Annotated in this window: 26 protein-coding genes and 1 tRNA gene; 9 read left to right on the top strand and 18 right to left on the bottom strand. The window is 41.6% G+C overall.

The annotated features are described in order from the left end of the window. Window positions 1–8: 8 nt before the first annotated feature. From AC4CV5_RS03610 to AC4CV5_RS03595, 4 genes are read right to left on the bottom strand one after another with little or no spacing between them, the layout of a single operon-like run. Window positions 9–476, bottom strand: a complete 468-nt coding sequence (locus AC4CV5_RS03610; protein WP_166848085.1) for a hypothetical protein — start codon at window positions 474–476, stop codon at window positions 9–11. Next, entirely contained in the window at window positions 457–2,289 is a 1,833-nt protein-coding gene (locus tag AC4CV5_RS03605; protein WP_166848081.1) for an asparagine synthetase B family protein, read from the bottom strand. Before AC4CV5_RS03605 ends, AC4CV5_RS03610 begins: the two co-directional genes overlap by 20 nt. Window positions 2,290–2,300: 11 nt before the next feature. Beyond that, a complete protein-coding gene (locus tag AC4CV5_RS03600; protein WP_044445624.1) occupies window positions 2,301–2,723 on the bottom strand; it encodes a lasso peptide biosynthesis B2 protein in 423 nt (140 codons plus the stop codon). Next, window positions 2,720–2,989: a PqqD family protein gene (locus AC4CV5_RS03595; protein WP_166848078.1), complete on the bottom strand. Its 270-nt coding sequence runs from the start codon at window positions 2,987–2,989 to the stop codon at window positions 2,720–2,722. Before AC4CV5_RS03595 ends, AC4CV5_RS03600 begins: the two co-directional genes overlap by 4 nt. A gap of 373 nt (window positions 2,990–3,362) precedes the next feature. Here AC4CV5_RS03595 and AC4CV5_RS03590 point away from each other — a divergent pair, with 373 nt between their 5' ends. The 6 genes from AC4CV5_RS03590 to AC4CV5_RS03565 all read left to right on the top strand — a co-directional run bounded on the left by AC4CV5_RS03590 (window position 3,363) and on the right by AC4CV5_RS03565 (window position 8,449). Next, the gene (locus tag AC4CV5_RS03590; RefSeq protein WP_490922090.1) at window positions 3,363–4,616 is read left to right on the top strand and encodes a sensor histidine kinase; all 1,254 of its coding nucleotides are present in this window, start codon (window positions 3,363–3,365) and stop codon (window positions 4,614–4,616) included. Then, window positions 4,609–5,325 (top strand): LytR/AlgR family response regulator transcription factor, encoded by a 717-nt coding sequence (locus tag AC4CV5_RS03585; protein ID WP_072565311.1) that lies wholly within the window; start codon window positions 4,609–4,611, stop codon window positions 5,323–5,325. The genes AC4CV5_RS03590 and AC4CV5_RS03585 overlap by 8 nt, the downstream gene beginning before the upstream one ends. Window positions 5,326–5,476: 151 nt before the next feature. Beyond that, on the top strand, window positions 5,477–7,039 hold the full coding sequence (gene aspP / locus AC4CV5_RS03580; protein ID WP_373922972.1) for an aspartate/proton symporter AspP: 1,563 nt from the start codon (window positions 5,477–5,479) through the stop codon (window positions 7,037–7,039). 94 nt (window positions 7,040–7,133) lie between these two features. Beyond that, window positions 7,134–7,718 carry a TetR/AcrR family transcriptional regulator gene (locus AC4CV5_RS03575; protein WP_490922089.1) on the top strand — a complete coding sequence of 195 codons (585 nt, stop codon included), beginning with the start codon at window positions 7,134–7,136 and terminating at the stop codon, window positions 7,716–7,718. Window positions 7,719–7,799: 81 nt separating this feature from the next. Next, on the top strand, window positions 7,800–8,135 hold the full coding sequence (locus AC4CV5_RS03570) for an SMR family transporter (RefSeq protein ID WP_166848063.1): 336 nt from the start codon (window positions 7,800–7,802) through the stop codon (window positions 8,133–8,135). Further along, window positions 8,135–8,449 carry a DMT family transporter gene (locus tag AC4CV5_RS03565; protein WP_166848060.1) on the top strand — a complete coding sequence of 105 codons (315 nt, stop codon included), beginning with the start codon at window positions 8,135–8,137 and terminating at the stop codon, window positions 8,447–8,449. The genes AC4CV5_RS03570 and AC4CV5_RS03565 overlap by 1 nt, the downstream gene beginning before the upstream one ends. Before the next feature lie 41 nt (window positions 8,450–8,490). Here the strand turns inward: AC4CV5_RS03565 and AC4CV5_RS03560 are convergent, their stop codons facing one another. Together AC4CV5_RS03560 and AC4CV5_RS03555 are read right to left on the bottom strand one after the other, a co-directional pair. Beyond that, a complete protein-coding gene (locus tag AC4CV5_RS03560) occupies window positions 8,491–9,003 on the bottom strand; it encodes a DUF3231 family protein (protein WP_166848057.1) in 513 nt (170 codons plus the stop codon). Window positions 9,004–9,151: 148 nt separating this feature from the next. Then, a tRNA-Arg gene (locus AC4CV5_RS03555) sits at window positions 9,152–9,227 on the bottom strand. Window positions 9,228–9,497: 270 nt separating this feature from the next. Between AC4CV5_RS03555 and clpP the strand changes: the two genes are divergently transcribed. Then, window positions 9,498–10,094 (top strand): ATP-dependent Clp endopeptidase proteolytic subunit ClpP, encoded by a 597-nt coding sequence (gene clpP, locus AC4CV5_RS03550; protein WP_003219849.1) that lies wholly within the window; start codon window positions 9,498–9,500, stop codon window positions 10,092–10,094. 67 nt (window positions 10,095–10,161) lie between these two features. Here clpP and pgmB read toward each other — a convergent pair whose 3' ends face one another. The 10 genes from pgmB to AC4CV5_RS03500 form a co-directional block, all read right to left on the bottom strand. Continuing rightward, window positions 10,162–10,836 carry a beta-phosphoglucomutase gene (gene pgmB / locus AC4CV5_RS03545; protein WP_166847971.1) on the bottom strand — a complete coding sequence of 225 codons (675 nt, stop codon included), beginning with the start codon at window positions 10,834–10,836 and terminating at the stop codon, window positions 10,162–10,164. Further along, window positions 10,833–12,518 carry a glycoside hydrolase family 13 protein gene (locus AC4CV5_RS03540; protein WP_490922088.1) on the bottom strand — a complete coding sequence of 562 codons (1,686 nt, stop codon included), beginning with the start codon at window positions 12,516–12,518 and terminating at the stop codon, window positions 10,833–10,835. Before AC4CV5_RS03540 ends, pgmB begins: the two co-directional genes overlap by 4 nt. Then, the gene (locus tag AC4CV5_RS03535) at window positions 12,511–14,784 is read right to left on the bottom strand and encodes a glycoside hydrolase family 65 protein (protein ID WP_490922087.1); all 2,274 of its coding nucleotides are present in this window, start codon (window positions 14,782–14,784) and stop codon (window positions 12,511–12,513) included. Before AC4CV5_RS03535 ends, AC4CV5_RS03540 begins: the two co-directional genes overlap by 8 nt. Beyond that, window positions 14,756–15,646 carry a DUF1189 domain-containing protein gene (locus tag AC4CV5_RS03530; RefSeq protein WP_222142082.1) on the bottom strand — a complete coding sequence of 297 codons (891 nt, stop codon included), beginning with the start codon at window positions 15,644–15,646 and terminating at the stop codon, window positions 14,756–14,758. The genes AC4CV5_RS03535 and AC4CV5_RS03530 overlap by 29 nt, the downstream gene beginning before the upstream one ends. A 4-nt stretch (window positions 15,647–15,650) precedes the next feature. Continuing rightward, entirely contained in the window at window positions 15,651–16,487 is an 837-nt protein-coding gene (gene mdxG, locus AC4CV5_RS03525; RefSeq protein ID WP_166847963.1) for a maltodextrin ABC transporter permease MdxG, read from the bottom strand. Beyond that, window positions 16,488–17,795 (bottom strand): maltodextrin ABC transporter permease MdxF, encoded by a 1,308-nt coding sequence (gene mdxF / locus AC4CV5_RS03520; protein ID WP_166847961.1) that lies wholly within the window; start codon window positions 17,793–17,795, stop codon window positions 16,488–16,490. It abuts the gene before it with no gap. Window positions 17,796–17,834: 39 nt separating this feature from the next. Next, on the bottom strand, window positions 17,835–19,088 hold the full coding sequence (gene mdxE / locus AC4CV5_RS03515; RefSeq protein ID WP_166847959.1) for a maltodextrin ABC transporter substrate-binding protein MdxE: 1,254 nt from the start codon (window positions 19,086–19,088) through the stop codon (window positions 17,835–17,837). Between the two features lie 95 nt (window positions 19,089–19,183). Continuing rightward, window positions 19,184–20,953, bottom strand: coding sequence for a glycoside hydrolase family 13 protein (locus AC4CV5_RS03510; RefSeq protein WP_490922086.1), 1,770 nt, complete (start codon window positions 20,951–20,953; stop codon window positions 19,184–19,186). Window positions 20,954–21,063: 110 nt separating this feature from the next. Continuing rightward, entirely contained in the window at window positions 21,064–22,014 is a 951-nt protein-coding gene (locus AC4CV5_RS03505) for a LacI family DNA-binding transcriptional regulator (RefSeq protein ID WP_166847955.1), read from the bottom strand. Between the two features lie 235 nt (window positions 22,015–22,249). Next, entirely contained in the window at window positions 22,250–22,825 is a 576-nt protein-coding gene (locus AC4CV5_RS03500) for an LOG family protein (protein ID WP_166847953.1), read from the bottom strand. A gap of 116 nt (window positions 22,826–22,941) precedes the next feature. On the opposite strand from AC4CV5_RS03500, the gene AC4CV5_RS03495 reads away from it, so the two are divergent. Continuing rightward, window positions 22,942–23,262, top strand: coding sequence for a MazG nucleotide pyrophosphohydrolase domain-containing protein (locus tag AC4CV5_RS03495; protein ID WP_166854585.1), 321 nt, complete (start codon window positions 22,942–22,944; stop codon window positions 23,260–23,262). 26 nt (window positions 23,263–23,288) lie between these two features. Here the strand turns inward: AC4CV5_RS03495 and AC4CV5_RS03490 are convergent, their stop codons facing one another. Together AC4CV5_RS03490 and AC4CV5_RS03485 are read right to left on the bottom strand one after the other, a co-directional pair. Beyond that, complete coding sequence (locus AC4CV5_RS03490; protein ID WP_166847951.1) at window positions 23,289–24,890, bottom strand: SulP family inorganic anion transporter; 1,602 nt, start codon at window positions 24,888–24,890, stop codon at window positions 23,289–23,291. Window positions 24,891–24,908: 18 nt separating this feature from the next. Continuing rightward, the gene (locus AC4CV5_RS03485; RefSeq protein ID WP_166847949.1) at window positions 24,909–25,502 is read right to left on the bottom strand and encodes a beta-class carbonic anhydrase; all 594 of its coding nucleotides are present in this window, start codon (window positions 25,500–25,502) and stop codon (window positions 24,909–24,911) included. A gap of 392 nt (window positions 25,503–25,894) precedes the next feature. Here AC4CV5_RS03485 and AC4CV5_RS03480 point away from each other — a divergent pair, with 392 nt between their 5' ends. Next, on the top strand, window positions 25,895–26,872 hold the full coding sequence (locus tag AC4CV5_RS03480; RefSeq protein ID WP_490922085.1) for a 2-hydroxyacid dehydrogenase: 978 nt from the start codon (window positions 25,895–25,897) through the stop codon (window positions 26,870–26,872). The last annotated feature ends 29 nt before the right edge of the window (window positions 26,873–26,901 follow it).

The following is a 26,901-nucleotide window of genomic DNA, read 5'->3' as shown; positions in this document are numbered from 1 at the left end:
CCAGATTCTTATACAGCGTGACTGTTCATTTTTGAGATGGTTTCTGATAAAAACTTATTTACTTTTTCTAACTGTAACTGGTCTGGCCCTTGACAGTGAACAGATTGTTTTGTTCCATTTTTAACGAATATCAGCGTAGGGGTATACTGTATTTCAAAGTGATCTACATACGGAAACACCGGAGAGCTTTCTGTCTCATAGTCGTAATTCTCAAGCGTATTAATAATGGCAAAGGGAACTTTAGTATCTTTTAAAGCACTATGTAGCATGTTCATATTCCTAATGACATTTCGACAAGTCATCTCATCAAAAAATAATATAAACATATGACGCTCATTCTTCAAAAGTATATCCAGCTTTTTAGTATCAGTGACCAAATGGCTTAAAATCCATTTCGTATGAAGTATTTTTTTGGTTGTAACTATCACTCCAATTACCAAAACTAATAAAGGGATACTATACAGGAAAAGGCTCATTATGTTCCTCCTTTTGATACGTATGCTTTTGCAGCCACAATTCAAGTGCTAATGCAGCAAAATAATCCATCCCTTTACTCAAAACACCGTGCCTGTATTCGACAATTTTATCCCGGAATTTACTGCCTTTTATGATACCCAGCTCTTCTAAAACTAAATGTTTCAATTGAGGAAACAACCTAGGCCATTCATTTTTTAATCCTGCAAATATTAGGGCATCATTAGACGTCTTGTCTTGCCTGTTCCGCACTTCATCAGGAAGATATCCCTTCATTGATTGCCTCAGAAGGACTTTTGTTTGAGCATCTTTAATCTTCTGGTCTAATGGAATACTGAAGATAAATTCGATAAGCTTCACATTTAAAAATGGATATCTGGTTTCAATTCCTAATGATTCGGAAAAAAATTGAGCAAAACCAAAGCCTTGAGACCTTTCAATATACTGGTACATCATTTTTAACCCAGGATCTTTTATTCGATTTTCCATTTCATGTCTTTCTTTTGCTTCATCATAATACTTATCTAGAAGGACAGTTTGATCCTCATGTTTCCCTTTAAGTGCGGAGAACCCAAATTCCTTTAGCGCGCCGGAAAAGGTATAATTATATGAGGCCGCTAATTTAGAAGTTTCTTTACAAAGCTTCAAAAATTGAAAATTTCGAATGAATTTAGAAATATAATAAGGGCTAAAACCAAAAACCTGATCCCCGGCATAGCCGTTTAAGACAACTTTAGTATTGCTTTGTAAGACCATGCGGTATGTTTCGGCCAGCATTCCATATGATAGTTGATTTTTACTGGGCTCATCAGTTGAAATAGAATAATGAGGAAAATTCTTCAGAATCCAAAGATCATCACTATTTACAAATTTATAGTTTTTCTCTTTGTATTTGTCGAGAACATAGCTGATATAAAACCTTTCATCAGAATCCTTATATTTATCAAAAACACAAGATATCGGATAAACATGCTCGACATCATATTGTTTAGCTGCTGCATAAATAGAAGTCGAGTCCAAGCCTCCGCTCATGAAGACACCTGTATTTGTCATTGATCGCATTCGGGCTTTTACTGAGTGAAAAAAAATGTCTTGAAATTGTTCAATGTAATGATGAGGGTTTTTATATATTGTTTTCTTTTTAGGATCTAGCTTCCAATAAGGCGTAATACGAAGTGTTCCATTCTTAAGAGTAAGGAAACTCCCCTTTGGCAATCTTTTAACGCCAAGATACGGTGTGTCTTCTTCCGACTGTATCCCTTTTCTATATAAGAAGTCTGCTAAATAATCTTTATTCCAATCACTGACTTGATAGGTCTTGTGAATAGCCCGAATCATGGAGGAAAAGAGAAATGAACTGGCTGTCACCTTATAAAAAAATGGCCGAATCCCTAAAGGATCCCTCGCGCAGAATAACTGTTTTTCTTCTGCATCCCAAATACAAAAGGCAAAATCGCCTTCCAGTTTTGTTACAGCATCCTCTTTCCATTTCTCGTATGCCCCTAATATTAACTCTGTATCCGATGTGCGGTGAAACTCTTTTTTTATATGTAGATCTCGATAGAGTTCCTTTCGATTATCTATGCGGCAATCTGCAGTAATATAATAATTTTTAAATTTTGACTTTATAATCTTTTTTTCATACACTGATTCCGTATTAACAAATAAACTCGTTTTACCTAGTGCCACATTTTTATCAACCCATGCATTTTGGTGATCATTTCCTATTAATGAAATGGAACGTATCATTTCATTCAAACAATCTATGTCAGCAGGGCTTTTATCCAAATGATATAAACCGCAAATACCACTCATCGTCTACCGCCTCACATTTTTCTATATTCTTTCGTATGAAATTGATGTATCAAATCATTAACAAAATCTTCTGAATCATTAATGACTTGTCCATTAAATTCAAGCCAAGCATGTGATGTAAAAGGTTTCTTTTTTACGCCGATCACCAAGTCAATTGGTATACCCTTTTTATGAAAAATATGATAACTCGCAACTGACCGATGAAGACATCTCGCCTTCCCAAAAAAAAGAAAACAAACTTTCTCAACCACTCCTAGTACCATTTCTATAAACTTTAATTCTTTTTCTGTGATGTCCCTTAAAGGATCCAAAGGGGCAGGAGGAGACAAATAAGTGTGATAAACCTGTTTGAACCCTTCTTTTTTTAAGCTCTTGTCAATCTGTCTAACTATTAAAAAGGCTTTAACGTAATAGAATATCTTCATTAATCTCATGACCACGAAATTAATCCTTTATTTTTTAATTCTTTCAAAAAAATCTCTATATCCCTAATCACCTCGTAATGAGAAGAATTATACGTTTCACTGATGATTTTCAATATGTCATCAAATCCTTTCTTCTGCTCAATCAATTTCCATATATCTAATCCTACTTCATCAAGTCCGTAATAGGTCCCGTTTTCAATATCTAGTAAAACCCCTTCATCATCTGACTCAGTTAGTTTTACATTTCTTATAATGTTAGGTTGTTTTATATTCACGTTTAAAACCACCTTTGTTTGATTTGACATAAATATAAGCTTTTAGCGATTTATATCCAATAAAAAACAATTAACAGGATAAAAAAGCAGGATAAAACAATTTTTTCACGGGATGAATGGTTCTATCGACAAAAAATGAACTCCGCCCCCATTGAACTAGTATGAATATGCTATAAAATATGAGGCGTCTTCCCTTTCAGGAGGAATTGTTTTATTTTAAGAAAAAATCGTATTGTAAACACAAAACAAACATGATATCTTAAATACAAATAGTAAATTTATAACAAATTTGTTTTTCACCCTACAATCTTTTCTTCTTGATTTACATTTATTAGAATTAAAAAATTACCCTGTAGAAAAAGAGAGGGTCATTATGTTGTGGAGTATTTTAAATTATTCCATTGGAGAACTTTCAATTTTTTTCATTTTGATTTTGTTTCTTACAGATTTAAAAAGGATTTTCATTTTCTCTTTTTTTCATTTCTTCATTATGTTAAACAGCGGTCAATCTTTACTTTACTTTTCGGAAAATTCAATATTATTGTTGATGTTTTTAGGTTTTATATGTAAACTAAGTATGCGTTTCTCGATGGTTATCACACTTTCAATAATGTTTTCTCAACTTATGGCAAAAGTGATCTCATTATTGATTGTTAGTAACTTATCTATATCCCCCATATCGCTGATTTTCACCCTTATATATTTGTCCATAAGCATACAATCAATATTCTTCATTTCATTCATTAATAAAGTATTTTCATCTGAAATTAGTAAAACACATAAAAGAATTATCCTGATGTTATTTTTGACCATTACATTATCGCTGTTTCTATCGTTGCTAAAACTCCCTAATAAATTTCATATATTTTTTCTAGCTCTCTTACCATTCCTGATTTACATACTACTAACAAGATTGATTAAATTATTACAAGCTGATTCTAATCTACTTTTAGAAAGAAAATACTCGAAAAAAATTGAAGATATCATACTCTCATTAAGAAGTAAAAAACATGACTTTTCAAACCACTTACACGTTATAAATCACTTATTTAAATCAAAAAGGTACGAGGATTTACATATATATTTGAATGAATTATGTGCGGATCTGGATGTTTCACAGACTTTAATTCATTTAAACAATAGTTCTATTGCCGGCCTATTACAGTCAAAATACGAGGCAGCTAAAAAAAGAAACTTATCCTTTCATATCGAGGTCAAACATTTAATGCCGAAAACGAGCATGCAAAACTATGAGCTAATACAAGTAATCGGCAATTTACTGGATAATGCATTTGATGCTGAATTTGAGGCAACAAAAAATCAAGATTCAATAGTTCCTCAAGTATCAGTTAGAATCAGTCAGCTTTTAAATTCATTTTTGGTTATTTCTGTTCATAATGAACATTCTGTTATACCTAAGCACAAACACTCTCTTATTTTTAAAGAAGGATATTCTACAAAATATAAACATACCGGCCTAGGCTTAGCTTCAATCAAAAAAGTGATTGATAAAGCACAAGGACGGCTTGAAGTAAACAGTTCTGAAAAAAACGGCACTACCTTTTCAATTTTTATTCCTATAATAACTGATAAAATAATTGAAAAAGAAGGTGGACAAGTTGGTTAATGCAGTCATTGCTGAAGATAATCGCCATGTTATGGATATCCTAAAAAAATTTTTGATAAGAAAAAATGTAGAAATAGTAGGAGAAGCATCTGATGGTAAAACAGCCTTTCATTTAACCGATCAGCACCAGCCACAGCTGTTATTTGTTGATATTGATCTCCCTCAGCTAGACGGCCTATCATTAGCTAAACTTGTAAAAACCAGATATCAGAATATAAAAATTATTTTCACTACAGGTTATAAGGAATATGCATGGAAAGCATTTGAAATTGATGCCATTGACTATTTAGTTAAACCGTTTACAGAAGAAAGGTTAAGTATTTGTTGGGAAAAAATCAAAAAGAACATACGGTTGAATTTGCATTTTGAACCTAAAGACTTTTTATTATTAAAGAATGATAGGGGAATTGATTTTGTCAAAACAAAAAATATTGTTTATATTACTTCCGAACAAAGATATACAAAATTTGTAACATTATCCCATGGTACAAAAAAAATTATAAAAACTCCTGAAACCTTGAAGTCAATACAAGAACAGTTAGACCGTAAGAAATTTACTCGAACTCATAAGAGTTATATCGTAAATTTAGATTATGTCAAAAGAATTGAACCATCCGGTCAAACCTATATGATCTACTTTGATCAAATTAACGATTATGCTTATTTAAGCAAACACTACTTAAATCATGTATATGATATTTTACAATAGAAAAAATTATCCCCTGTTAATACTTCTAACGTTTTAGTTACACTTTTTCAGGTGCAGCGCTTGCTGCACCTGTTTTTTTATTAGAGCGGTATTCTCTGTTACATATTGGGCATTGTAAGGAATATAAGGCTGGTTTCTAAGGAGGAAGCGGATGTCTAAACAAGGAAATTTTCAAAAATCAATGTCGCTGTTTGATCTGATTTTGATTGGGATGGGTGCCATCTTTGGATCAGCATGGCTGTTCGCCGTCAGTAATGTCGCTTCAAAAGCAGGACCCTCGGGCGCTTTTTCCTGGATCATCGGCGGAGCCATCATTCTGTTAATCGGGCTCGTGTACGCGGAGCTTGGGGCTGCTCTTCCCCGTACCGGAGGCATCATTCGATACCCCGTTTATTCACATGGCCACCTTGTCGGCTACTTAATATCATTTGTCACGATTGTCGCTTACACAAGCCTGATTTCAATTGAAGTGACGGCCGTGCGTCAGTATGTGGCCTATTGGTTTCCCGGCCTGACCATAAAAGGATCTGATTCGCCGACCATTGCAGGCTGGATTTTGCAGTTTGCCTTGCTATGCTTGTTTTTCTTGCTGAATTATTGGAGTGTCAAAACCTTCGCTAAGGCAAATTTCATTATATCGATTTTTAAATATATTGTACCGATTACCATCATTATCGTGCTGATCTTTCATTTTAAATCGCAGAATTTATCTGTTGAGGGATTTGCGCCGTTTGGTTTTACAGGTATTCAGGCTGCAATTTCGACTGGTGGCGTAATGTTTGCATATCTCGGCCTGCACCCGATTGTCGCTGTTGCAGGAGAAGTGCGCAATCCAAAACGCAACATCCCAATCGCTTTAATCATTTGCATCATCGTTTCAACCATCATTTACACTGTTTTGCAGGTCACCTTTATTGGCGCAATCCCGACAGAAACGCTTAAAAATGGCTGGCCGGCAATCGGGCGGGAGTTCTCATTGCCGTTTAAAGACATTGCAGTCATGCTCGGTTTAGGCTGGCTTGCAACGCTTGTTATTTTAGACGCCATCCTGTCTCCCGGAGGAAACGGGAATATTTTCATGAACACGACGTCTCGCCTCGTTTACGCCTGGGCGCGTAACGGCACATTATTTGGCATATTTTCAAAGGTCAATAAAGAAACGGGAACACCCCGTGCTTCACTCTGGCTTTCGTTTGCCATGTCGATTTTCTGGACGCTCCCCTTCCCTTCGTGGAACGCGCTTGTCAACGTGTGTTCTGTCGCACTCATCCTTTCTTATGCGATTGCACCTATTTGTTCGGCAGCGCTGAGGGTCAATGCGAAGGACTTAAACAGGCCATTTTATTTAAAAGGAATGAGCATTATCGGGCCGCTTTCCTTTATCTTCACGGCGTTTATCGTGTACTGGTCAGGATGGACAACTGTTTCCTGGCTGCTCGGCTCGCAGCTCGTCATGTTTTTGATCTATCTCTGTTTCAGCAAATATGCGCCTCAAGAGGATGTCAGCCTTGCCCAGCAGCTGAAATCAGCGTGGTGGCTTATCGGTTTCTATATTATGATGCTGATCTTTTCCTATATCGGCTCTTTCGGAAACGGTTTGGGCATCATCAGCAATCCCGTCGACCTCATTTTAGTCGCCATCGGCTCACTTGCGATTTACTACTGGGCAAAATATACCGGGCTTCCGAAAGCTGCTATTGATTATGATAAATAAAGAAGCAAGAATTTTTCTTGCTTCTTTATTCTTTACAAACATACATTCCCACGGTAAAATGAATGATAGTCAGTCATTACAGGAGGTGTTCCTCATGCCAAAACAATCATCGGGCAAATATGAAAAAATTCTGCAGGCTGCCATTGAAGTTATTTCTGAAAAAGGTCTCGATAAGGCCTCTATTTCTGATATTGTCAAAAAGGCCGGAACTGCCCAAGGAACGTTCTACTTATATTTCTCATCTAAAAACGCCCTCATTCCGGCAATTGCAGAAAATCTTCTCACCCATACGCTGGACCAAATCAAAGGGAAACTGCATGGAGACGAGGATTTTTGGACCGTTTTAAATATATTAATTGATAAGACTTTTCTCATTACAGAACGCCATAAGGATATTATCGTTCTCTGTTACTCCGGACTTGCGATCGACCACTCCATGGAAAAATGGGAGACGATCTATCAGCCTTATTATTCCTGGCTTGAAAAAATCATCAATAAGGCGATTGAAAACCATGAGGTAACTGAAGAAATCAATGCAAAATGGACAGCAAGAACAATTATCAACTTGGTCGAGAACACTGCAGAACGTTTCTATATTGGATTTGAACAAGATGAAAATATCGAAGTGTATAAAAAAGAAATCTTTACTTTCTTAAAACGAAGCTTAGGTATTGCTTAAAAAATGACTGGGTAACACCGCTCATTTTTTAACGTCTTAAAATGACTGACGTTCATTCATTATACTGGAGAGGTGTTTCATTTGCATTGGGTGCTAGTTTTGATTGCAGGGCTATTAGAAGTTGTTTGGGCTTCTTCCCTCAAACATGCCGATTCGCTACTGGATTGGATCATCATTTTTATTTTGATTGCGATCAGCTTTATCCTGTTGATCCGCTCTTATCAAAAAATCCCGATGGCCGCGGCATACACTGTATTTGTCGGAATCGGAACCGTCGGAACATATATTACTGGAATTGCGTTGGGCGAATCTTTCTCAGCAGCCCAAATGTTTTTTTTAGCTTTATTGCTGGCAGGTATTTTAGGAATGAAGCTATTCACGAAAGAAAGCAAATCTCAGCCGGGAGGTGAAAAATAATGGCATGGTTTTTATTAGTGATTGCCGGTTTAGAAGAAATAATAGCTGCTGTTGCGATGAAATATATAGACGGAACAAGAAAAAAATGGCCGATCATTGTGATGACTGTTGGTTTTGGCCTATCCTTTTACTGCCTATCACAAGCGATGCTGATTCTGCCTGCCGGGGTCGCTTATGCCGTTTGGACCGGTATTGGCAGTATTGGCGTTTCTGCGGTCGGGTTCATCTGGTTTAAGGAGCGATTTCAGCTTTCCCAGGTGATTTCTCTTTGCCTAATCCTCACCGGCGTCATCGGACTGCGTCTTACGGCTTAATCATAAGATAAGGGCATATACAGCTGTATATGCCCTTTCCATTAATCGTCTTGATGTTTTTGTAGATGAAGCGGCGGCGGGATGAGCCAGCCTTTGTTTTTTAGCAGTCTTAAGTATTTTGCGCCGGTTGCCGCTTTCGATACATGGAATTGCCCAAACATCATGGCAATATCCTCACGAATGGACTGCCCCATAATTTTGCTGCACGTCACAAGGCCTGCAGCATTTTGCGCTGCCGCAGAGGCCGCCACATCCGGATCAAGAAACCGCGCACCCGGCGGAATATCTTTGAGATCTGCAGCCGGCGGTTCAGGAGAAGCCGGCGGGAGCGCCACTCCGTTTTCTTTCAGGATCGCATTGACCTGTTTTATTTCGTCTTGGCACTTCTCAATCGATTCACGAAGCAGCTTTTTCAGGTCGTCATCACCGACATGATGCAATAACATCTGATAATTGCCGACCATTTTATTGCCCGCCATCACATAACTCCACAAGCTGAATACCTCACCATAATGCATCGGTTCATCCTGGGGATTTCCGCTTAAAATACCCATGTTCATCCTCCTCGCAAATTCAATATCATACATCTCATAACGTGCCCTAGAGGAGGAAAATTTATGTTGCGGCGAGAAAGATTTATAAAACAAAAAAGACAAGAGCGGCAAAATGCCAAACCCTTGTCTTTTCTGTTGTTCTATTGGACGCGCTCGGAGGGATTCGAACCCCCGACAGACGTGGTACCGGAAACCACCGCTCTATCCAACTGAGCTACGAGCGCATGTTGACTGTGTTATGAGAACGTCAGCACAACTAATTATACGATAATTCCATTGAAATAACAACCCTCTATTTCAAGAGGCCGTTTTTTACATCAGGCACATCATCTTATTTGGCAATCTGACATACGATGGTTTGAACCCCTGTATTTTTGGGGAAAATGGGAAAAAGAGACGACTTTGCATATCCAGCCAGCTTTTTGTTTGACCTTTATTGACCAAAAATGTATCATGTAACTACATACTTACCTAAAAGGTGAAGGAGGAGCATTATGAATTTAATACCTACAGTCATTGAACAAACGAACCGCGGGGAAAGAGCGTATGACATTTATTCTCGTCTATTAAAGGACCGTATCATCATGCTTGGATCTGCGATTGATGACAACGTTGCGAACTCCATCGTGTCACAGCTTTTATTCTTAGAAGCAGAAGACCCTGAAAAAGATATTTCTATTTACATCAACAGCCCGGGCGGCTCTATCACAGCCGGTATGGCGATCTATGATACCATGCAGTTTATTAAGCCGAAGGTATCTACAATTTGTATCGGTATGGCTGCATCAATGGGTGCGTTCCTGCTTGCTGCCGGCGAAAAAGGCAAACGCTATGCGCTTCCAAACAGTGAAGTCATGATTCACCAGCCTCTTGGCGGTGCGCAAGGTCAGGCGACAGAAATTGAAATTGCCGCGAAACGCATTCTCTTGCTTCGCGACAAATTAAACAAAGTTCTTGCTGAACGTACTGGCCAGCCACTTGAAGTGATCGAACGCGACACAGATCGCGACAACTTCAAGTCTGCTGAAGAAGCGCTTGAATACGGCCTGATTGACAAAATCCTGACTCGCAACACAGAAGAACAAAAGTAATACTGCACAACCTGCAAGAGCTATGTCTCTTGCAGGTTTTTTATTTGAAGGAATTGTCTAACGCTTCTTAAAAACGTTTTATTCTATACTGCTCCCATTCCTCATTCAACAGCTCAAACGTCAACTCACAAGTTTGCCTCACAATTAGATTAGCACCAAGCATTGACTGTTCATGACCGACTCCTACCGCAAACATCCCGGCAGATTTGATTGCGGAAATGCCTGCTTCAGCGTCTTCTATTGCCGCACAATCAGCCGGGGAAACGCCGAGCTGCGCTGCAGCTGTTAAAAAGATTTCGGGATCAGGTTTCCCATTCGCAAGTGCCGTCGGGTCAACAATAGCATGAAAATCATCAATAATCTCCAAACGTTTTATAATCTCAGGGGCATTGCGACTTGAAGACGCTAATCCGATTTTTATATTTTCGCCTTTTAATTCACAAAGAAGCCTGCCGATTCCCGGCAAAAGATGTTCCGGCTTCAATTCGCTGATCAACGTTTGATAATATTGATTTTTTTGATGCATAAGTTCTTGTTTCTCCGCATTTGTATATTTTGTTTCCGCACCGCCAAGGGTAAGTATGCTTTCAAGTGATTCTTCTCTGCTGATTCCTTTTAGATTTTCATTCATACTTCTGTCAAAGGGGATATCGATTTGTTCTGCGATATGCTTCCAGGCGAGAAAATGATATTCAGCAGTGTCTGTTATCACTCCGTCCAAATCAAAAATGACCGCTTTCATATGCTAATGCCCATCACAGCTTCATAAGGTTCGAGGCAAATGCTCTTCAAATCAGCCCGCTCCCGCGAATCGTTGGAAATCAGCACTTTCCAGCGCTCATGAATCAGTTCCTTAGGCATCTCGAACAGAGCCTTCTCTTCCGACAAATTCACAACGACGAGAAGCTTTTCCCCTTGATATTCACGGAGGTAAGAAAAGATTTGCGGATCATTCTCCTGCAGCAGCTGATAATCTCCATATACTATGATCTTGTATTGCTTTCGTAATTGAATAAGCTTCTGATAGTAATAAAAGATCGAATCTTGATCTTCCAGGGACTCTTTCACATTGATATCTTGATAGCGGGAATTTACTGCTATCCAAGGGTCTCCGGTTGTGAAGCCCGCATGTTTACCGGCATCCCATTGCATCGGTGTTCTCGCATGGTCCCGCCCTTTTTTCGTCACGGCTTTTAAAAACTCTTTTTCTGACATCGTTTTGTTTTCGATGACTAGTTCACGATATGCATTTTTTATTTCAAGATCGTCATACATCTCCAGCGGCATATCACTGTTGACCATGCCGATTTCTTCTCCCTGGTAAATAAACGGTGTTCCTTTCATGCCGTGGAGAACCGTTGCAAATGCTTTTGCACACTGTTTTCGCAGCTCACCGTCATTGCCCCAGCGGGAAATAACCCTCGGCTGATCATGGTTTTCAAAATATAGGGTATTCCAGCCGACATTCATTAACCCGGTCTGCCATCTTGTCATCGTCTTTTTTAAAGCAATTAAATCAAACGGCTTGATCTGCCATTTTCCGTTTGGAGAGTTTTGTTCTGTATCAATATCCATATGTTCAAAAGTAAAGATCATATTCAGCTCTTGCCTGCTTGCATCTGTGTATTTTTTCGCCTCTTCAATATCAGAGCCGTTTGCCTCTCCGACTGTCATGCAGTCGTAATGAGAAAGCACTTCCTTGTTCATCTCTTGAATAAATTCATGAAGGCGGGGGCCATTCGAATGATAACGGCCGACGATATAGCTGCGGCTGTTATCTGTTTCGTAGTCCGGAAAGTCGATGTACTTGGAAATGGAGCCGATCACATCCATTCGCCAGCCGTCAACGCCTTTATCCATCCAAAATCTCATCAAATCATAAACTTCCCGGCGCACCGCTTCATTTTCCCAGTTTAAATCAGGCTGTTTTTTCGAAAAATAGTGCAAATAATACTGCCCTGTTCCTTCATCAAATGTCCACGCCGGGCCTGAGAAGATCGACCCCCAATTGTTCGGTTCTGAGCCGTCCGGTTTCGGATCTTTCCAAAAATAATAATCCCGGTAAGGATTATCCTTTGACCTGCGGCTTTCAGCAAACCAGGCATGCTCATCTGACGTGTGGTTCACGACCAAATCCATGATGATCTTCATTCCGCGTTGATGCACTTCATCAATTAACTGAAACATATCTTCATTTGTGCCAAATTTTTCGTACATGTTTCTGTAGTCACTGATGTCATAGCCGTTATCATCCTGCGGGGAATCAAACACCGGGGAGAGCCAGATCACATCCGCCCCGAGATGTTTGATGTAATCCAGCTTTTGAATCACACCTTGCAAATCCCCGAATCCATCTCCGTTGGCATCATAAAAACTGCGGGGGTAAATTTGATAAACGACAGCTTCTTTCCACCATTCACTCATCAGGCATGCTCCTTTCGCATCGTCCATCTAGGACAACCGGTTCATCATAAACTTTCATGTGCAGCGGCTCGCCTCTTAAAAGCTCAAATGAGGCCTTCATTTTGTCGACCCTAACATTGATTAATCGGTTTCGATAATTGATTTTGAACGAATATCCGTCCCATTCTTGCGGCAAAAACGGAGCAAATGACAGCGTCTCATTCGTGATGCGCATGCCTGCAAAGCCCTGAACAATTGCGAGCCAGCTTCCCGTCATTGATGTAATGTGCAGGCCTTCTTCCGTGTCATGATTGTAATTGTCGAGATCAAGCCTTGCTGTACGCTTACATAATTCAAGCGCTTTCTTTTCCTTTTTGAGTTCGGCGGCGAGAACCGCATGGACAGAGGGCGACAGGCTTGATTCATGAACAGTCATTGGTTCATAAAATTCAAAGTTTCGCCGTTTTTCTTCCATTGTAAAACGGTCATGAAAAAGATAAATGCCTTGAAGCACATCTGCCTGCTTAATAAAATTGGAGCGGAGAATCTTGTCCCAGGACCAATTCTGATAAAGAGGCCGCTCAGCTGGATTTAATTCGTCCGCTGATTGCAGGTCTTTATCCAAGAATGTGTCATGCTGAATGAAAATTTGCAGTTCTTCACTATACGGATAATACATGTGCTGGATGATATTTCTCCACACCTTCAATTCTTCTTCCTGCACATCAAGCTGGCGGCGTTTTTCCGCTGAAATCCTTTCGAGATTTTCTAATGTATACTCCAACGTCCAAGCCGCGATTACATTTGTATACCAATTGTTGTTGACATTGTTTTCGTATTCATTCGGCCCTGTGACGCCGTGGATCATATACTTGTTTTTTCGTTTCGAGAAGTGAACGCGGTCGGCCCAAAACCTGCTGACCTCCACGAGAACGTCTATTCCGTATTCTTTCATATAGTCATGGTCGCCTGTATAGTGGACGTAATTGCAGATCGCATAGCAAATCGCGCCATTGCGGTGAATTTCTTCAAAGGTGATCTCCCATTCGTTGTGGCATTCATCACCTGTAAACGTCACCATCGGGTAAAGTGCCCCCTTCATCCCCAGGTTGGCGGCATTCCGTTTAGCTGCATCCAAATGATGATAGCGGTATAAAAGCAGGTTTTTCGTCACCTCCGGCTCGGCTGTCGCCAAATACATTGGCACGGCATATGCCTCAGTATCCCAATATGCAGCACCTCCGTATTTTTCGCCAGTAAATCCTTTCGGCCCGATATTCAAACGGGCATCGCCCCCGTAATATGTCGAGAATAATTGAAAGATATTGTAGCGGATTCCTTGCTGAAGTTCCTCATCCCCTTTAATCTCTATATCCGCTTTTGCCCATCTTTCCTTCCATTGATCAGTGTGTCTCCGTTTCGCTTCTTCATATCCGTTCTCAAGAACACCCGCCAATAGCTCCTTGGCTTTCGATAAAAGCTCTGCCTCCCGAAAATCACGGGAAGTCGTGACAATAATAAACTTTTTCAAAGAAGCCTTCGTTTGATAACTGTAGCGATTCTCGACATACATCCCAGCTGTTTGAGAGTTTTCACTGACAAAGTCCTCTGTCACGTTTGCCATTGCAGCTGAAACAGTAAAGCGCGGTGTTCCAAATGGATTTTCGATCGTTTTTGTGACTAAATGGCCGCGGTGAGAATCAGCCCCTTTCTCTTCTTCCTGCCAAAACTGTTCTTGGTAGTTAGAATCTTCATTTGCGACATTTCCATCCAGGTAAGGAACAAGCGTAATGACAGCATCTTCTGTCAGGCACTCCGCTTCATAATGAATCGCACAAAGCTCTTTTACGGCAAGGCTAAGAAATCGCTCAGATCTGATTCTGACGATTTTATCATGAATGCGGACAACAGCGCTTCGCCGCAGAATCCCCTCTTTCATATTGAGTTCTAACTCAAATGATTCGATTTGGTTTTGATAGAGATCGACTTTTTCACCATCAATATATAAGTCTATGCCAATAAAATTCATCGCATTGATCACTTTTCCGAAATACTCCGGATACCCGTTTTTCCACCAGCCTACCCGTGTTTTGTCAGGGAACCAGACGCCTGCAATATATGTGCCTTGGTGACTGTCGCCTGAATAGCCCTCTTCAAAATTCCCTCTGACTCCCATATAGCCGTTAGCAAGAGAAGTCAGGCTTTCCTGCAGCCGTGTATGTTCCTTCTGAAATGTATGTGTTTTGATTTTCCATTCATCAATCTCGAATAACCGCTGATTTATCATAATTTCCTCCCGAATGTAAGTTTCCATTATAACGGCGGGTTTTGGTCAAATATCTAAATGCAAAAGAGATCATCAAAGTGACGCCACACGAATGGATCATCAATACAGTGATCAAGTCAAAATGAACCGTACCGACAGCAGCGGCCACAAATGCCGGCAGTGCTGATGCGCAAATCGCCATAGATGCCCCTTCCTTGAATGACGCAATAGAGATCATGTTTGATCGTTTTGTGGCCCAGATGCCCCCCGCAAGAACAGCCGTTAAAAAAAGCTGAATCATAAAAATCACCGCATATGCCAGCATCATGATCATCGGCCTATACTGTGCCAACCATAATGTATCGATCAAAACCTCTATATCATGGACGTTCGGTTCTTTGAGCTTAGCATCCATTTTTGCATAGCCAACAGAAAACCCCGTTCCGTTTTGATCGGTGATCACCAGTTGATCAGATTGAAATACGATGGCGTTATCATACCCAGTTACTTTCAATCGCCCATTTTCACCGTTTGTCTGATATTCATGCTTCAAATCGATCGCCAGCAAATTCTGTCCATCTTCAATCCGCTCAGGGCTCTTACCGCCTGTTAGTTTTCCGTTTCTGATTTGAAAACCTTGTAATTGATCAGCAAATCGATCATTAACCTTTTGAATAGCTGACGGCATGAAAGATGCAACACTGAAGCGATCCATTTTCATAAACGAAACCGTCAACGGCGCCATCAAGCAGGCCGTTAAAAACATAAAGAGAAAAGAGAGATGCAGCCAGCTGAATGTATTCCCGTAACGGCAAACACCTGACGGGGATGCAGCCGCTTTCAGGAAGCGAATGATAAAGCTTTCATTTTGCAGATTCTTCATCAAATTACCCCTTTGTTCCGCCGGCTGTCAGCCCGGACACAAAGTTCTTTTGGAGAAAAAAGAACAAGACACAGATCGGCAGTGCAGCAAGTATAGCTCCGGCCGCAAACAGGGCGACTTTTTGCTGCTGCGGATTTGAAATGAAGGACTGCAATCCCACAGCGATGGTCAGCCTTTCCGGTGAGCGAAGCAAAAATTTAGCCAGCAAATAGTCGCCGAACGGTGCCATAAACGCCCAAAGCGCTTGCACCGCAAGCATCGGCTTAACAAGCGGCAGAACAATGGAAGCGAAAATCCTCAGATGTCCCGCCCCATCAATTCGCGCAGCTTCATCAATTTCTCTCGGGACAGTATCAAAATAACCTTTCATTAGCCACGTGTTCATCGGAATTCCGCCGCCGATATAGATCGCTGTCAAAAACCAGTATTGGTCGAGTGCGCCTATCAGCATCGCCAGAACGTAAAAAGCAGTCAGTGCTGCCATCGTCGGCACCATTTGAATGATTAAAAAGAATACCAGGCTCTTTTTTCGGCCTGCAAATCGATAGCGGCTGTACGTATACCCGGCAAGTGTAACAATGGTAACCTGCAATACCATGACCGATAACGCGATGACAAGTGTATTGCTGTACCAATGAAGATAAAGCGTCTCGTCAAACAGCCGCTTAAAATGATCCAAAGTCCAAGAACCCGAAAAATCGAGCTGAAAAGCCGCCGCATTTCCCACACGGAAAGCCGATGATGCCGTAATCAGCAAGGGATATATAATGACAATACTTAAAAGCGCCAAAAATAAATAGGTACAGATTCTATTAAACATTCTGGCAGTTCTCACGTTCACCTACATAACCTCCTCATTGCCAAAAGCATTCGATTTTTTGAAAGCAATCAGGGAAATTCCAATGACAATGAAAGAAATTAATAGTGTAACAGCTGCCGCTACGGAATATTGCGGTGATGTGCCTGTTGTCAGTTTATAAATCCAAGAAATTAAGATATCGGTCGACCCGGCCCCGGCTCCCGCGCTCCCCGGTCCTCCCTCATTAAATAAGTAAATAATCGAGAAATTATTGAAATTAAACGTATACTGGGTAATCATCACGGGTGCTGTCGCAAATAAAATCATCGGGAACGTAATATGTTGAAAACGCTGAATAAAAGTAGCCCCGTCAATCTTTGCCGCTTCATACAGTTCACCTGGAATCGCCTGAAGCACGCCCGTTACCATGACATAAATATAGGGAAAGCCAAGCCAAGTCTGAATCATAATGAGGGCTGTCTTTGTCCAGAAAGGATCAGTCTTCCACGCAATCGCCGGAAGCTCTACAAACGGCAGGTGATTTAATAATGGAATCACTTGCGCATTCACCGCCCCTATGCTGTCGTTAAACATGTTGGAAAAACTCATGATTGTAATAAAAGCCGGAACAGCCCATGGAAGTAAGAAAATCATACGGAATATCCGCTTGCATTTTATGAAATCCTGATTGACGAAAAGTGCCGTCACGATCCCCAAAATGATTTGCAGCGTTGTCGCACAGATTGTCCAGATGATCGTCCAGCCGAGTACATTCACAAATGTTTCACGATAGGAGCCGAGGAAAAATATATTCAAGAAATTTTTAAAACCGACCCAGTCAATCAGGCTGTTAGGCGGAATATGATAAAAATCATAGTTTGTACATGCAACAAGCAGAGTCACCAAAACCGGAAAAATAATCACAAACACCATCATGATATATGCCGGCAGTGTAAATAAATATGGAAACCCTTTATCACCCGCATGACAGATCATATCCTTGGCCGTTGTATTGATCTCCAAACCCGCCGCTTTCATAGCGGCGGTCTTACGCGCATCATGAATATTAAAGATATAGAACATGAGGAAAATCAGCGTCACAATCAATTGCAGCGTGCCTTCAATCAGCATAAACAGTGAATGGTCTTCACCCGGCACACTTCCCAATGTAATCAATCCGGTGAGCGCCTGAATGCCGAAAACGCATAATTCAACAGCGAACAAACCTGTGATGGCAAGAAACAAGATTCCCTTAGAAAACTGCTGATTCACGATCTGCCCAAGTCCTGGAATGATCGATAAAAGCCCTGCCTTTCGTTTTTGCTTTGCAAGTGTGTGGTGTTTATTCATTTTTTCGCCCTCTATTCTTCCGGACGCTACCCCGCCGTTTTATTTCACATACTTTTCTTTGATATTTTCCTTTATGACGTTTACAGCATCATTCGCTGATGTTTGCGCCGCTTTTTTTCCTGAAACTGCGTCAAAAATTAAACTTTCCGCTCCCGTCCATACCTCAGCCATTTCCGGAATATTCGGAGTCGGTGTCGCTGTTTCATATTGTTTAATCACAGCAGACGTCAGCTCATTTTGTTGCTCATCCGCTTTCTTCCTTGCAGCTGTATTAGCCGGAACTTCGTTTGTATTCTCATAAAAAGCGTAAGCATTGGCATCATTTGCAGCATACTCAAGCCATTTTTCAGCCAGTTCGGGTTCTTTTGTATATTTTGATGCAACCCAGCCCTTCCCGCCTGCAAAAGGGGCATATTCTTCTCCATTTGGCAATGTCGGAATGGGAGCTGCTCCGTAGTTCAATTTAGCCTCTTTATAGTTGGCAGCTGACCAAGGTCCGCCGATGATCGCAGCCGCTTTGCCATCTAAAAACATCTGCTGGATAAAATCGTCTGCGCTTGAATTGTCTTGCATGCCTTTTGGCCAATATGTTTTAAACCATTTCTCGGCATATTTCACCGCTTCTACAGCCCCTTTATTGTTCAGGCCGATGTCCCCGGAATCTGTGCCGTTTTTTCCAAATACATATCCGCCGTAACCGGCCAACAAACCGTACGACATATAAAAGTCAGTCCATTTAGCTAAAAATCCAGTTGATTTTCCTTTTTCCGAAGCGAACGCAAACCGGGAATCCTCCGTTAATTTTTCAAGGTCTTTAAATGTTTTTGGTGCTGTTTGTAACAGATCTTTGTTGTAATACAAAACAAGTGTTTCAATGACTAGCGGCATTCCATACACCTTGCCGTCAACCGTTACCTGCTGCATCTCCTTATCTCCAAAACTTTTTGTATGAGATGGTTTAATATCAAGCAAATGACCTTGCTGTCCCAAACCGCCGATCCGGTCGTAGGCTGCAAGCATAACATCAGGTGCATTACCCGCCGGACCATCTAGAGGAAGCGCTTCCAACTGTTCGAACATTTGCTTTTCAACAGTTTTTATTGTGACATTATTCTCTTTTTCGAACTTTGCTTTTATGCTTTCGATGTAATCTTTATAGGTTTCTTCGACAGACACAGTCAGGACTTTTTTGCCATCAGAGCTTGCCGGATCTTTTGAATTTGAACAGGCGGCAAGGCCGAATGTCAGGACTGATGCCGCCAATAAAGCGAACCCTTTTTTAAAAGGTATCATCTCTTTTCCCCCTTCTATTTATGAATCTATAACAATTGTATTGTTCTCCAGAAAGCGGTTACAACAACTTTTGATTTGTTACCGATAACAGAATTTTATACAGGGACGGCAGTACCCAAAATAAAAAATTCTCCCGGCTGAACGGCAATGACATCGTGATGATGAAGCGGCTGATCTGTCCATACATCGTAGATTTTCTTATTCCTTTCAATTTTCAAATCTCGCAAACTGACATGTCGAGTCGCGTCCCCCTGATTAAAAAAATACATTAGTGTTTTTTCATCAAGAGTCCGTGAAAAGCTAATAAAATGATTTTGGTCATCCAGCAGATTCCACTCAAGATTTCCCTCAGTCAATAAAGCATTTTCCTGTTTGCGTAAAGCAATTAACCGTTTCATAAACCGCAGCATGCCTTGGTTTTGCTTCTCTTTTTCCCAAACCATGCATTTCCGGCATAATGGATCATTTTCGCCGTCCAGACCGATTTCCGTTCCGTAATAGATGCATGGTGAACCCGTCTGGGCAAACATAAAGGCCAGCAAAGCGCGTGCTTTTTTCTCGTCATTTCGGCATCTGGTCAAAAGGCGTTTTGTATCATGGCTATCCAGTAAATTAAACATTACTTCATTGACCTGCTTCATCCCATTCATTAAATGCGCATTTACACGGTGGGCCATACGCGAGGCTAGAATCGTCCCGTCAGCAAAATATTCAATCATAGGCTCTGTAAAAGGATAGTTCATCACCGCATGAAATTCATCTCCTCTAAGCCAAGGTTCGGCTGAATGCCAGATCTCCCCTACAATATAAACGTCAGGCTTTTCTGCTGATACGGCTTGCCTGAATGTCTTCCAAAAAACGTGATCCACTTCATTTGCCACATCCAAACGCCAGCCGTCAATGTCAAATTCACGAATCCAGTACAAAGCAATATCAAGCAAATATCTCTGTACTTCTGGATTAGCCGTATTTAGCTTCGGCATATGAGGTGTAAACGCAAACCTATCATAATTGTCTTCTTTGACAGGGAAAGAGTGAATATGGAACCAATCTTTATAGCGGGATTGAGCTCCATTTTTTACGACATCCTGCCACTGCGGCGAAGCGCTGCCTATATGATTAAAAACAGCATCAAGCATAATTCTCATCCCCCGCTGATGAAGCTGGCTGACCAATGTGCGAAACAACGCCGGATCTCCAAAATGCGGATCAATGGAATAGTAATCCAGCGTGTCATATTTATGATTAGAAGGCGCGGAAAAGATCGGAGTCAAATAAACTCCGTTCACCCCTAAGTCCTCTAAATAATCAAGCTTGTCAATAATCCCTTGCAAATCGCCTCCAAAAAAATCATTTACATCCGGATCCTTGCTCCCCCACGGCAATGCATTCTCCGGTGACAAGTCTTCTCTTCCATTTGCAAAACGCTCCGGAAAAATTTGATACCAAACCGTTGATTTGGCCCACTCAGGCGCTTGGAATGTATCAGCCTCATGAACGAATGGAAGTTTAAAATAATAATGGGTCGTCTCCAGCGTTTTTTCGTTATAAGGGCATACACCTGAACTTCCGAAAAAGATGTCTTCTTGATGGTCTGTTATAACAAACGCATATTGCAAGCGCCTATATGTCGGCACCACTTTAGCAAACCAATAATCATGCAAGTCTGTTGCGGCAATTTTCCTCATCGGCTGCTCATTTGCCGACCACCTGCCGACGTTGTATTCATATGGATCCCCCCAAATGAATCGAATGTGATCAGCATCGCCTTTTTTTGTCCGAATCTTGATATGCACTGTCCTTCCGTCATAAGAATAAGCATCAGAACTGAACGGTTGATGATGAATCGCTGAATATTCCATCATGTCTCCCCCTTTGATTTCCGATTTATTTAGTCCGGCTCTATGTGAAAGTATCATGATGAAATAGCAGGAACAATCGTTTTTACCTTGTTACCGATAACAGAATAAAGCTCTTACAGAGTTGATTCCCGTACAATTAACTCCGGCTCAAAAAATAGATTTCCTTGGGCGGCACCGCCTTCATTCATTTTTTTCAATAACATTCTCGCACAGGCTTCCCCCATTTCAACAACAGGCTGTCTGACCGTAGTCAACCGGGGCGAGGAGATGCGATCAAGAAAAACACCGTCATTCCCGGTAACCGCAACGTCTTCCGGAATTCGTTTGCCAAGCGATTGTGCAGCACGGATGACGCCAAGTGCGATTCGATCGGATGCGCAGACAAATGCGGCCTGGTTATCCATGGATGCCAGTACTTCTCTTGCAAGGCGTTCACTTTTCTTAGAGCTGTTGTCGATCCGAAATAGATTCGTTTTTCTAAAGCTTTCATTCATCGCCCGAATATAGCCCTGCTCTCTTGAACGTTCGAAAGGCTCATCTAAATCAATGCCAAAAAAGACAACTTCCCGCTTCCCTAGTCCCATAACATGGCGGGTTGCCATAAAAGTGCCTTTCTCGTTATTTACATCGATAAAGTCATAGCCCATTTCATTTTGCCCAAATACGACCAGCGGCTTTTCAAAGGCTTTGATCACGCCTTCAAAATCGCTCTTTCTCAAACCGGTGGCAATAATGCCGTCGCATTGGCCAATATTGAGAGAGTTTCTTGTCACAAGTTGCAGAGCATAATGATTGCGATCCAGTTCCCGGCTGATTCCGGTCAGCAGGTTCATGTAATATGGTTCAGTTGTATCCATTTCCTCAAGAATCAACAGTTTGACAACCTGTGTTCTGTTTTGCACAAGCGCTCTTGCCGCATAATTAGGGATGTAATTCAGTTCTTTCATCGCAGAATGAACAAGCCTTTTCAATTCATCTGTCACTGTCTCAGGATGATTGATCACTCGTGATACCGTCATTTTCGAAACATTTGCCTTTTTCGCCACATCTGACAATGTTGCCATTTTCATCCCCTCCTTACCTGTGCTTATTATCCAAACTAGTGAAAAAGTCCTTTTTTACAATTGAATATACGATGTGCAAAGAGAAAATAAAAAAGAGATTTCCTTCAGGAAACCTCTTTTTGTTGAAAAAACTCGATTTTCAGTTGATTCTTCATCTGGAATACTAGTGAACCACGGCTGACCAAATAAGATAGGTGGGTTACTCACTAACTCCCTTCCCTGAAGAAGGCTCTTTTTAGATTTCGGTCCACTTTTTCTCTAAAATTGGATACGAGTAATTCTGCATTTGCTCAATTAACTCACCCGGCCGTGAAGAGCTGTGGATCAGCTTTAGGTGCGATTCGTTAGAAAAACCTTCCTGAATGCTATATTTGATCATTTTCATCATCGGTTCAAAATATCCGTTCACATTGTACAGTCCGATCGGCTTTTGATGGATGCCGATCTGTGCCCAGCAAAGCACCTCAAATAATTCTTCATATGTACCGAAGCCGCCCGGCATGGCGATAAAGCCGTCCGCCAGCTCGCTCATTTTGGCTTTTCGTTCATGCATCCCGTTTACTTCAATCAGTTCAGTCAGGTTCTGATGTACAACCTCCCCGCTAAACAAACCGCTCGGCATGACCCCGATTGCAGTTCCGCCGTTTTCCATAATCGCGTCAGCAACCGCGCCCATTAAGCCTACGCGGGAGCCCCCGTAGACAAGGCCGATTCCCTGCTCAGCCATGTATGCGCCAAGCTCTGCCGCTTTTCTTTTATACGCTTCATTTCCCCCTGGGTTTGACCCCGCAAATACACAAATAGTTTTCATCTTGTCATCTCCGCATCTATATATCGTGTTAAACATGAAAAAACACACTATATATTGTCCCATCTTCATGTGATAATATCAATATGAAATACTTAAAGAATGCAGGAGTGATGATGTTGCAGCTGGCTGATGCAGAAAAATGGATGAAGGATTTTTACGAAAAAAGAGGCTGGACAGAATACGGACCGTTTATTCGAGTCGGCTTTTTAATGGAGGAAGCCGGAGAACTGGCCCGGGCTGTCAGAGCATATGAAATCGGCAGAGACCGGCCAGATGAGAAAGAATCGACTCGAGCTGAGCAAAAGCAAGAATTGATTGAAGAAATGGGAGATGTCATCGGAAATATCGCTATTCTTGCTGATATGTATGGTGTCTCCTTAGAAGACGTGATGAAAGCCCACCAAGAAAAACTGACCAAACGTTTTGAGCATCCATAAAAAAGCGGCCGCAATGGCCGCTTTTTTCAACCTGTGATTTCATCATGGTGATCAAAGAAATGCTGCTTCCCTATTTTGTGAAATAGTCCTGTTTTATGCAGCAGTTCCTTCGGCTGCGATTGCAGTCCTACAATCATCAGCTTTCCATTGTAGCGTTTAATTCGGTTCATAACGTTTCCAAGCACTGCTTCAGCCGACGTATCCATGTAGTGCACCTTATTCATGAGCAGAATAAGGGTCTTTGGCTTTTTCTGTACATGCTCCAGCAATGAAGATTCAAGCGAATCAATTGACCCGAAAAACAGCGGCCCTTCTATGGCATACATGCTGACTGATGGGTCTTCTCTCTTTGCCGTCTTCGCCAGAACAGGATGCGTTTCCTGATTGTGAATGCGGGTCGCTTCGCTCATTCTTCTGATAAAGAACACAAATGCGAGCAGCAATCCAGTTGCCACACCGACGATTAAGTCAAACAGAACCGTAAGGGCAAAGGTCGCCGCCAAAATAAAGGAATCAGCGTTTTTCAGTCTCAGCATGTTTGCGACTTCCTTGCGCTCACTCATATTCCATGCGACAACCATGAGAATCGGCGCCATACTGGCAAGCGGCACATGGGATGCATAAGGCGCGAATACGAGCAAGACAAGAAGAACAACTACACCGTGAACGACACCGGAAACAGGAGAAACCGCTCCGTTTTTAATATTGGTCGCCGTCCTCGCGATCGCCCCCGTGGCCGGGATTCCGCCAAACAGCGGCGCAGCCATATTCGCAATCCCCTGGCCGACAAGTTCCTTATTGCTGTCATGCTTTGAGCCCTTCATGTTATCAGCGACCATTGCGGACAAAATGGACTCAAGGCCGCCAAGAAGCGCGATGACAAGCGCTGCCGGAAACAGCATGACCATTTTATCCAATGTAAGCTCAGGAAACTGAAATTCCGGCAAATGGCGAGGAATTTCTCCATAAGTTGACCCGATCGTTGCCATGCGGTCAGGGAAAAACACAACCGCAACCAGTGTGGAAATCAGAAGCGCCAATAAAGCGCCCGGTACTTTAGGCATCACTTTGGCGGATACAAGCAAAATGACGAGCCCAATCACTGCTGTCAAAATGGCATACACGTTAAAGGTGCCGAGCTTCTGTGCAATTTCAAACATGTTGTGATGAAAGTTCTCATGTTTTTCAACATTTCTCAAACCGAGAAAGTTAGCGATTTGCTCGGTAAAGATCAGCACGGCAATTCCGGCTGTAAAACCGACGATAACCGGTTTCGGCACGAATTTCATTATTTTTCCGAGCTTAAACAGCCCGAACAGCACCAGCATCACCCCTGCCATAAACCCTGCTATCAGCAGGTTCTCCAAGCCGTACTGTATCACAATGCCAAATAGAATCGGGACAAAGGCGCCTGTCGGACCGCCAATTTGGTATTTGGATCCCCCAAACAAAGAAATACAAATCCCCGCAACAACAACAGTATACAGCCCGTATTCAGGCTCGACTCCCGAGGCAATGGCAAACGCCATCCCTAAAGGAATTGCCACGACACCTACTACGATACCTGCAATCAAGTCTTTCTGAAATTTCTGCAAATTGTATCCCTTGAATCTCCCTGAGAATCGCATATTTTGTTATAACCTCCCTTATAGATGAGTGTTTATGAGCTCAGTTTCATAACCGTTAATGACCACATCAAGTTTTCCTGTTTCAGGGTGAATGACAAGTCCGTGAACCGGCACCTTTTTCGGCAGCAGCGGATGGTTCTTAATCAGATTCACACTGTGGGAAACGCTTTCTTCTACGCTGTGAAAACCGGTCAGCCACGATTTTAAATCAAGTCCGGCGCTAGTCAGCAAGTTCAGGCAGCTCTCTTCCACTCCGCGTTCCTTTGCTTTCTCGAGAATCGAAGTTGCATTCAATCCCGACATCCCGCATTCATGGTGGCCGACAATACACACCTCTTCAGCCTGCAATTCATAAATCGCGACCAGTATGCTTCGCATTACGCTTCCAAATGGGTGAGAAACGATGGCTCCCGCGTTTTTTACAATTTTAGCATCACCGTTTTTAAGCCCCATTGCTTGCGGAAGAAGTTCTGTGAGTCTTGTATCCATACAGGTGACAATGACGAGCTTTTTTGAAGGAAATTTTGTCGTTTTGTACGGTTCATACTTCTTCTCTCTGACAAACCGCTGATTGTGTTCCAAAATTGATGTTAAAGAAACCATTTGATTCATCTCCCATCCATATGATTTTGCAAGCCTTCTTACCCAGCTTACAGTAAGGAATTATAGCATAGGAATCCGCCACAAAAAGGCTTTCAATAAAAGACACTATAATTGGACTGTAGAATAAAAACATAAAAATTTATATCTTTCAAAGATAATAAAATTTACATTTATTGAATCCTATAATCTGGCTTTAACTCACCTATCGATGATTTGTCTGACAAAAAATATAGGTGAATTCAGATAATTAAAAAACTTTTTTAAGCAGATTTAGCTGTTCATTCTGTTTGAATGTTCATTTTAAGTTCAAAAGAACCAGAAATTAAAAGAACGCAGCTATATTTTTAACATCTATTTATTTCCGATATAATAAAATAGACAACAGCAATAAAGGGGGAGCCTTGTTGAAACCATTTGTATTGATCACAAAACCGATTCCTGAAGAGATTGAAGCATTCATCGGTGAACATTGCCGTTATGAAATATGGCAGGAGGATACGATTCCAAAAGACGTGCTATTTGAAAAATTAAAAGATGCCGAAGGGCTTTTCACTTCAGGAACGTCTGGACCGTCAATCAATCGTGAATTGCTTGAACATGCGCCTAAGCTCAAAGTGGTCAGCAACCAATCCGTAGGCTATGATAACTTTGATATAGAAGCAATGAAAGAAAGAGGTGTCGTCGGCACTCATACACCTTATACACTGGATGACACGGTCGCGGATCTGGCCTTTTCACTGATTCTATCTTCCGCCAGACGTGTTGCCGAACTGGACCGTTTCGTCAGAGCCGGAAAATGGGGAACCGTTGAAGAGGAAGCGCTTTTCGGCATTGACGTTCATCATCAGACGTTAGGCATTATCGGCATGGGCAGAATCGGCGAACAAGCAGCGAGACGCGCCAAATTCGGCTTTGATATGGAAGTGCTTTATCATAATCGCCATCGCAAACAAGAAACTGAAGACAGCATCGGCGTCAAGTACGCTGAGCTTGATACATTGCTCGAACAATCTGATTTTATTCTGCTCATTACGCCGCTGACTGATGAAACATATCACATGATAGGCGAACGCGAATTTAAAATGATGAAGGATTCAGCAATTTTCGTCAATATTTCCCGGGGAAAGACGGTTGATGAAAAGGCCCTCATCCGTGCCCTACAAGAAGGATGGATTCGTGGTGCCGGCTTAGACGTGTACGAAGAAGAACCTGTCGCAAAAGACAATCCGCTCTTGCAGCTAGAGAATGTGACTTTACTGCCGCATATCGGCTCAGCAACAGCGAAAGTACGCTTTAATATGTGTAAACAGGCTGCCGAAAACATGATCTCAGCCATCCAAGGAAATACACCGAAAAATTTGACAAGAGAATTTCAGTAAATCAAAAATCCGGTCTGATCCAGACCGGA

This window comes from Bacillus sp. NS1 (assembly GCF_058248265.1).
This window is presented reverse-complemented; position numbering and strand designations above follow the sequence as displayed.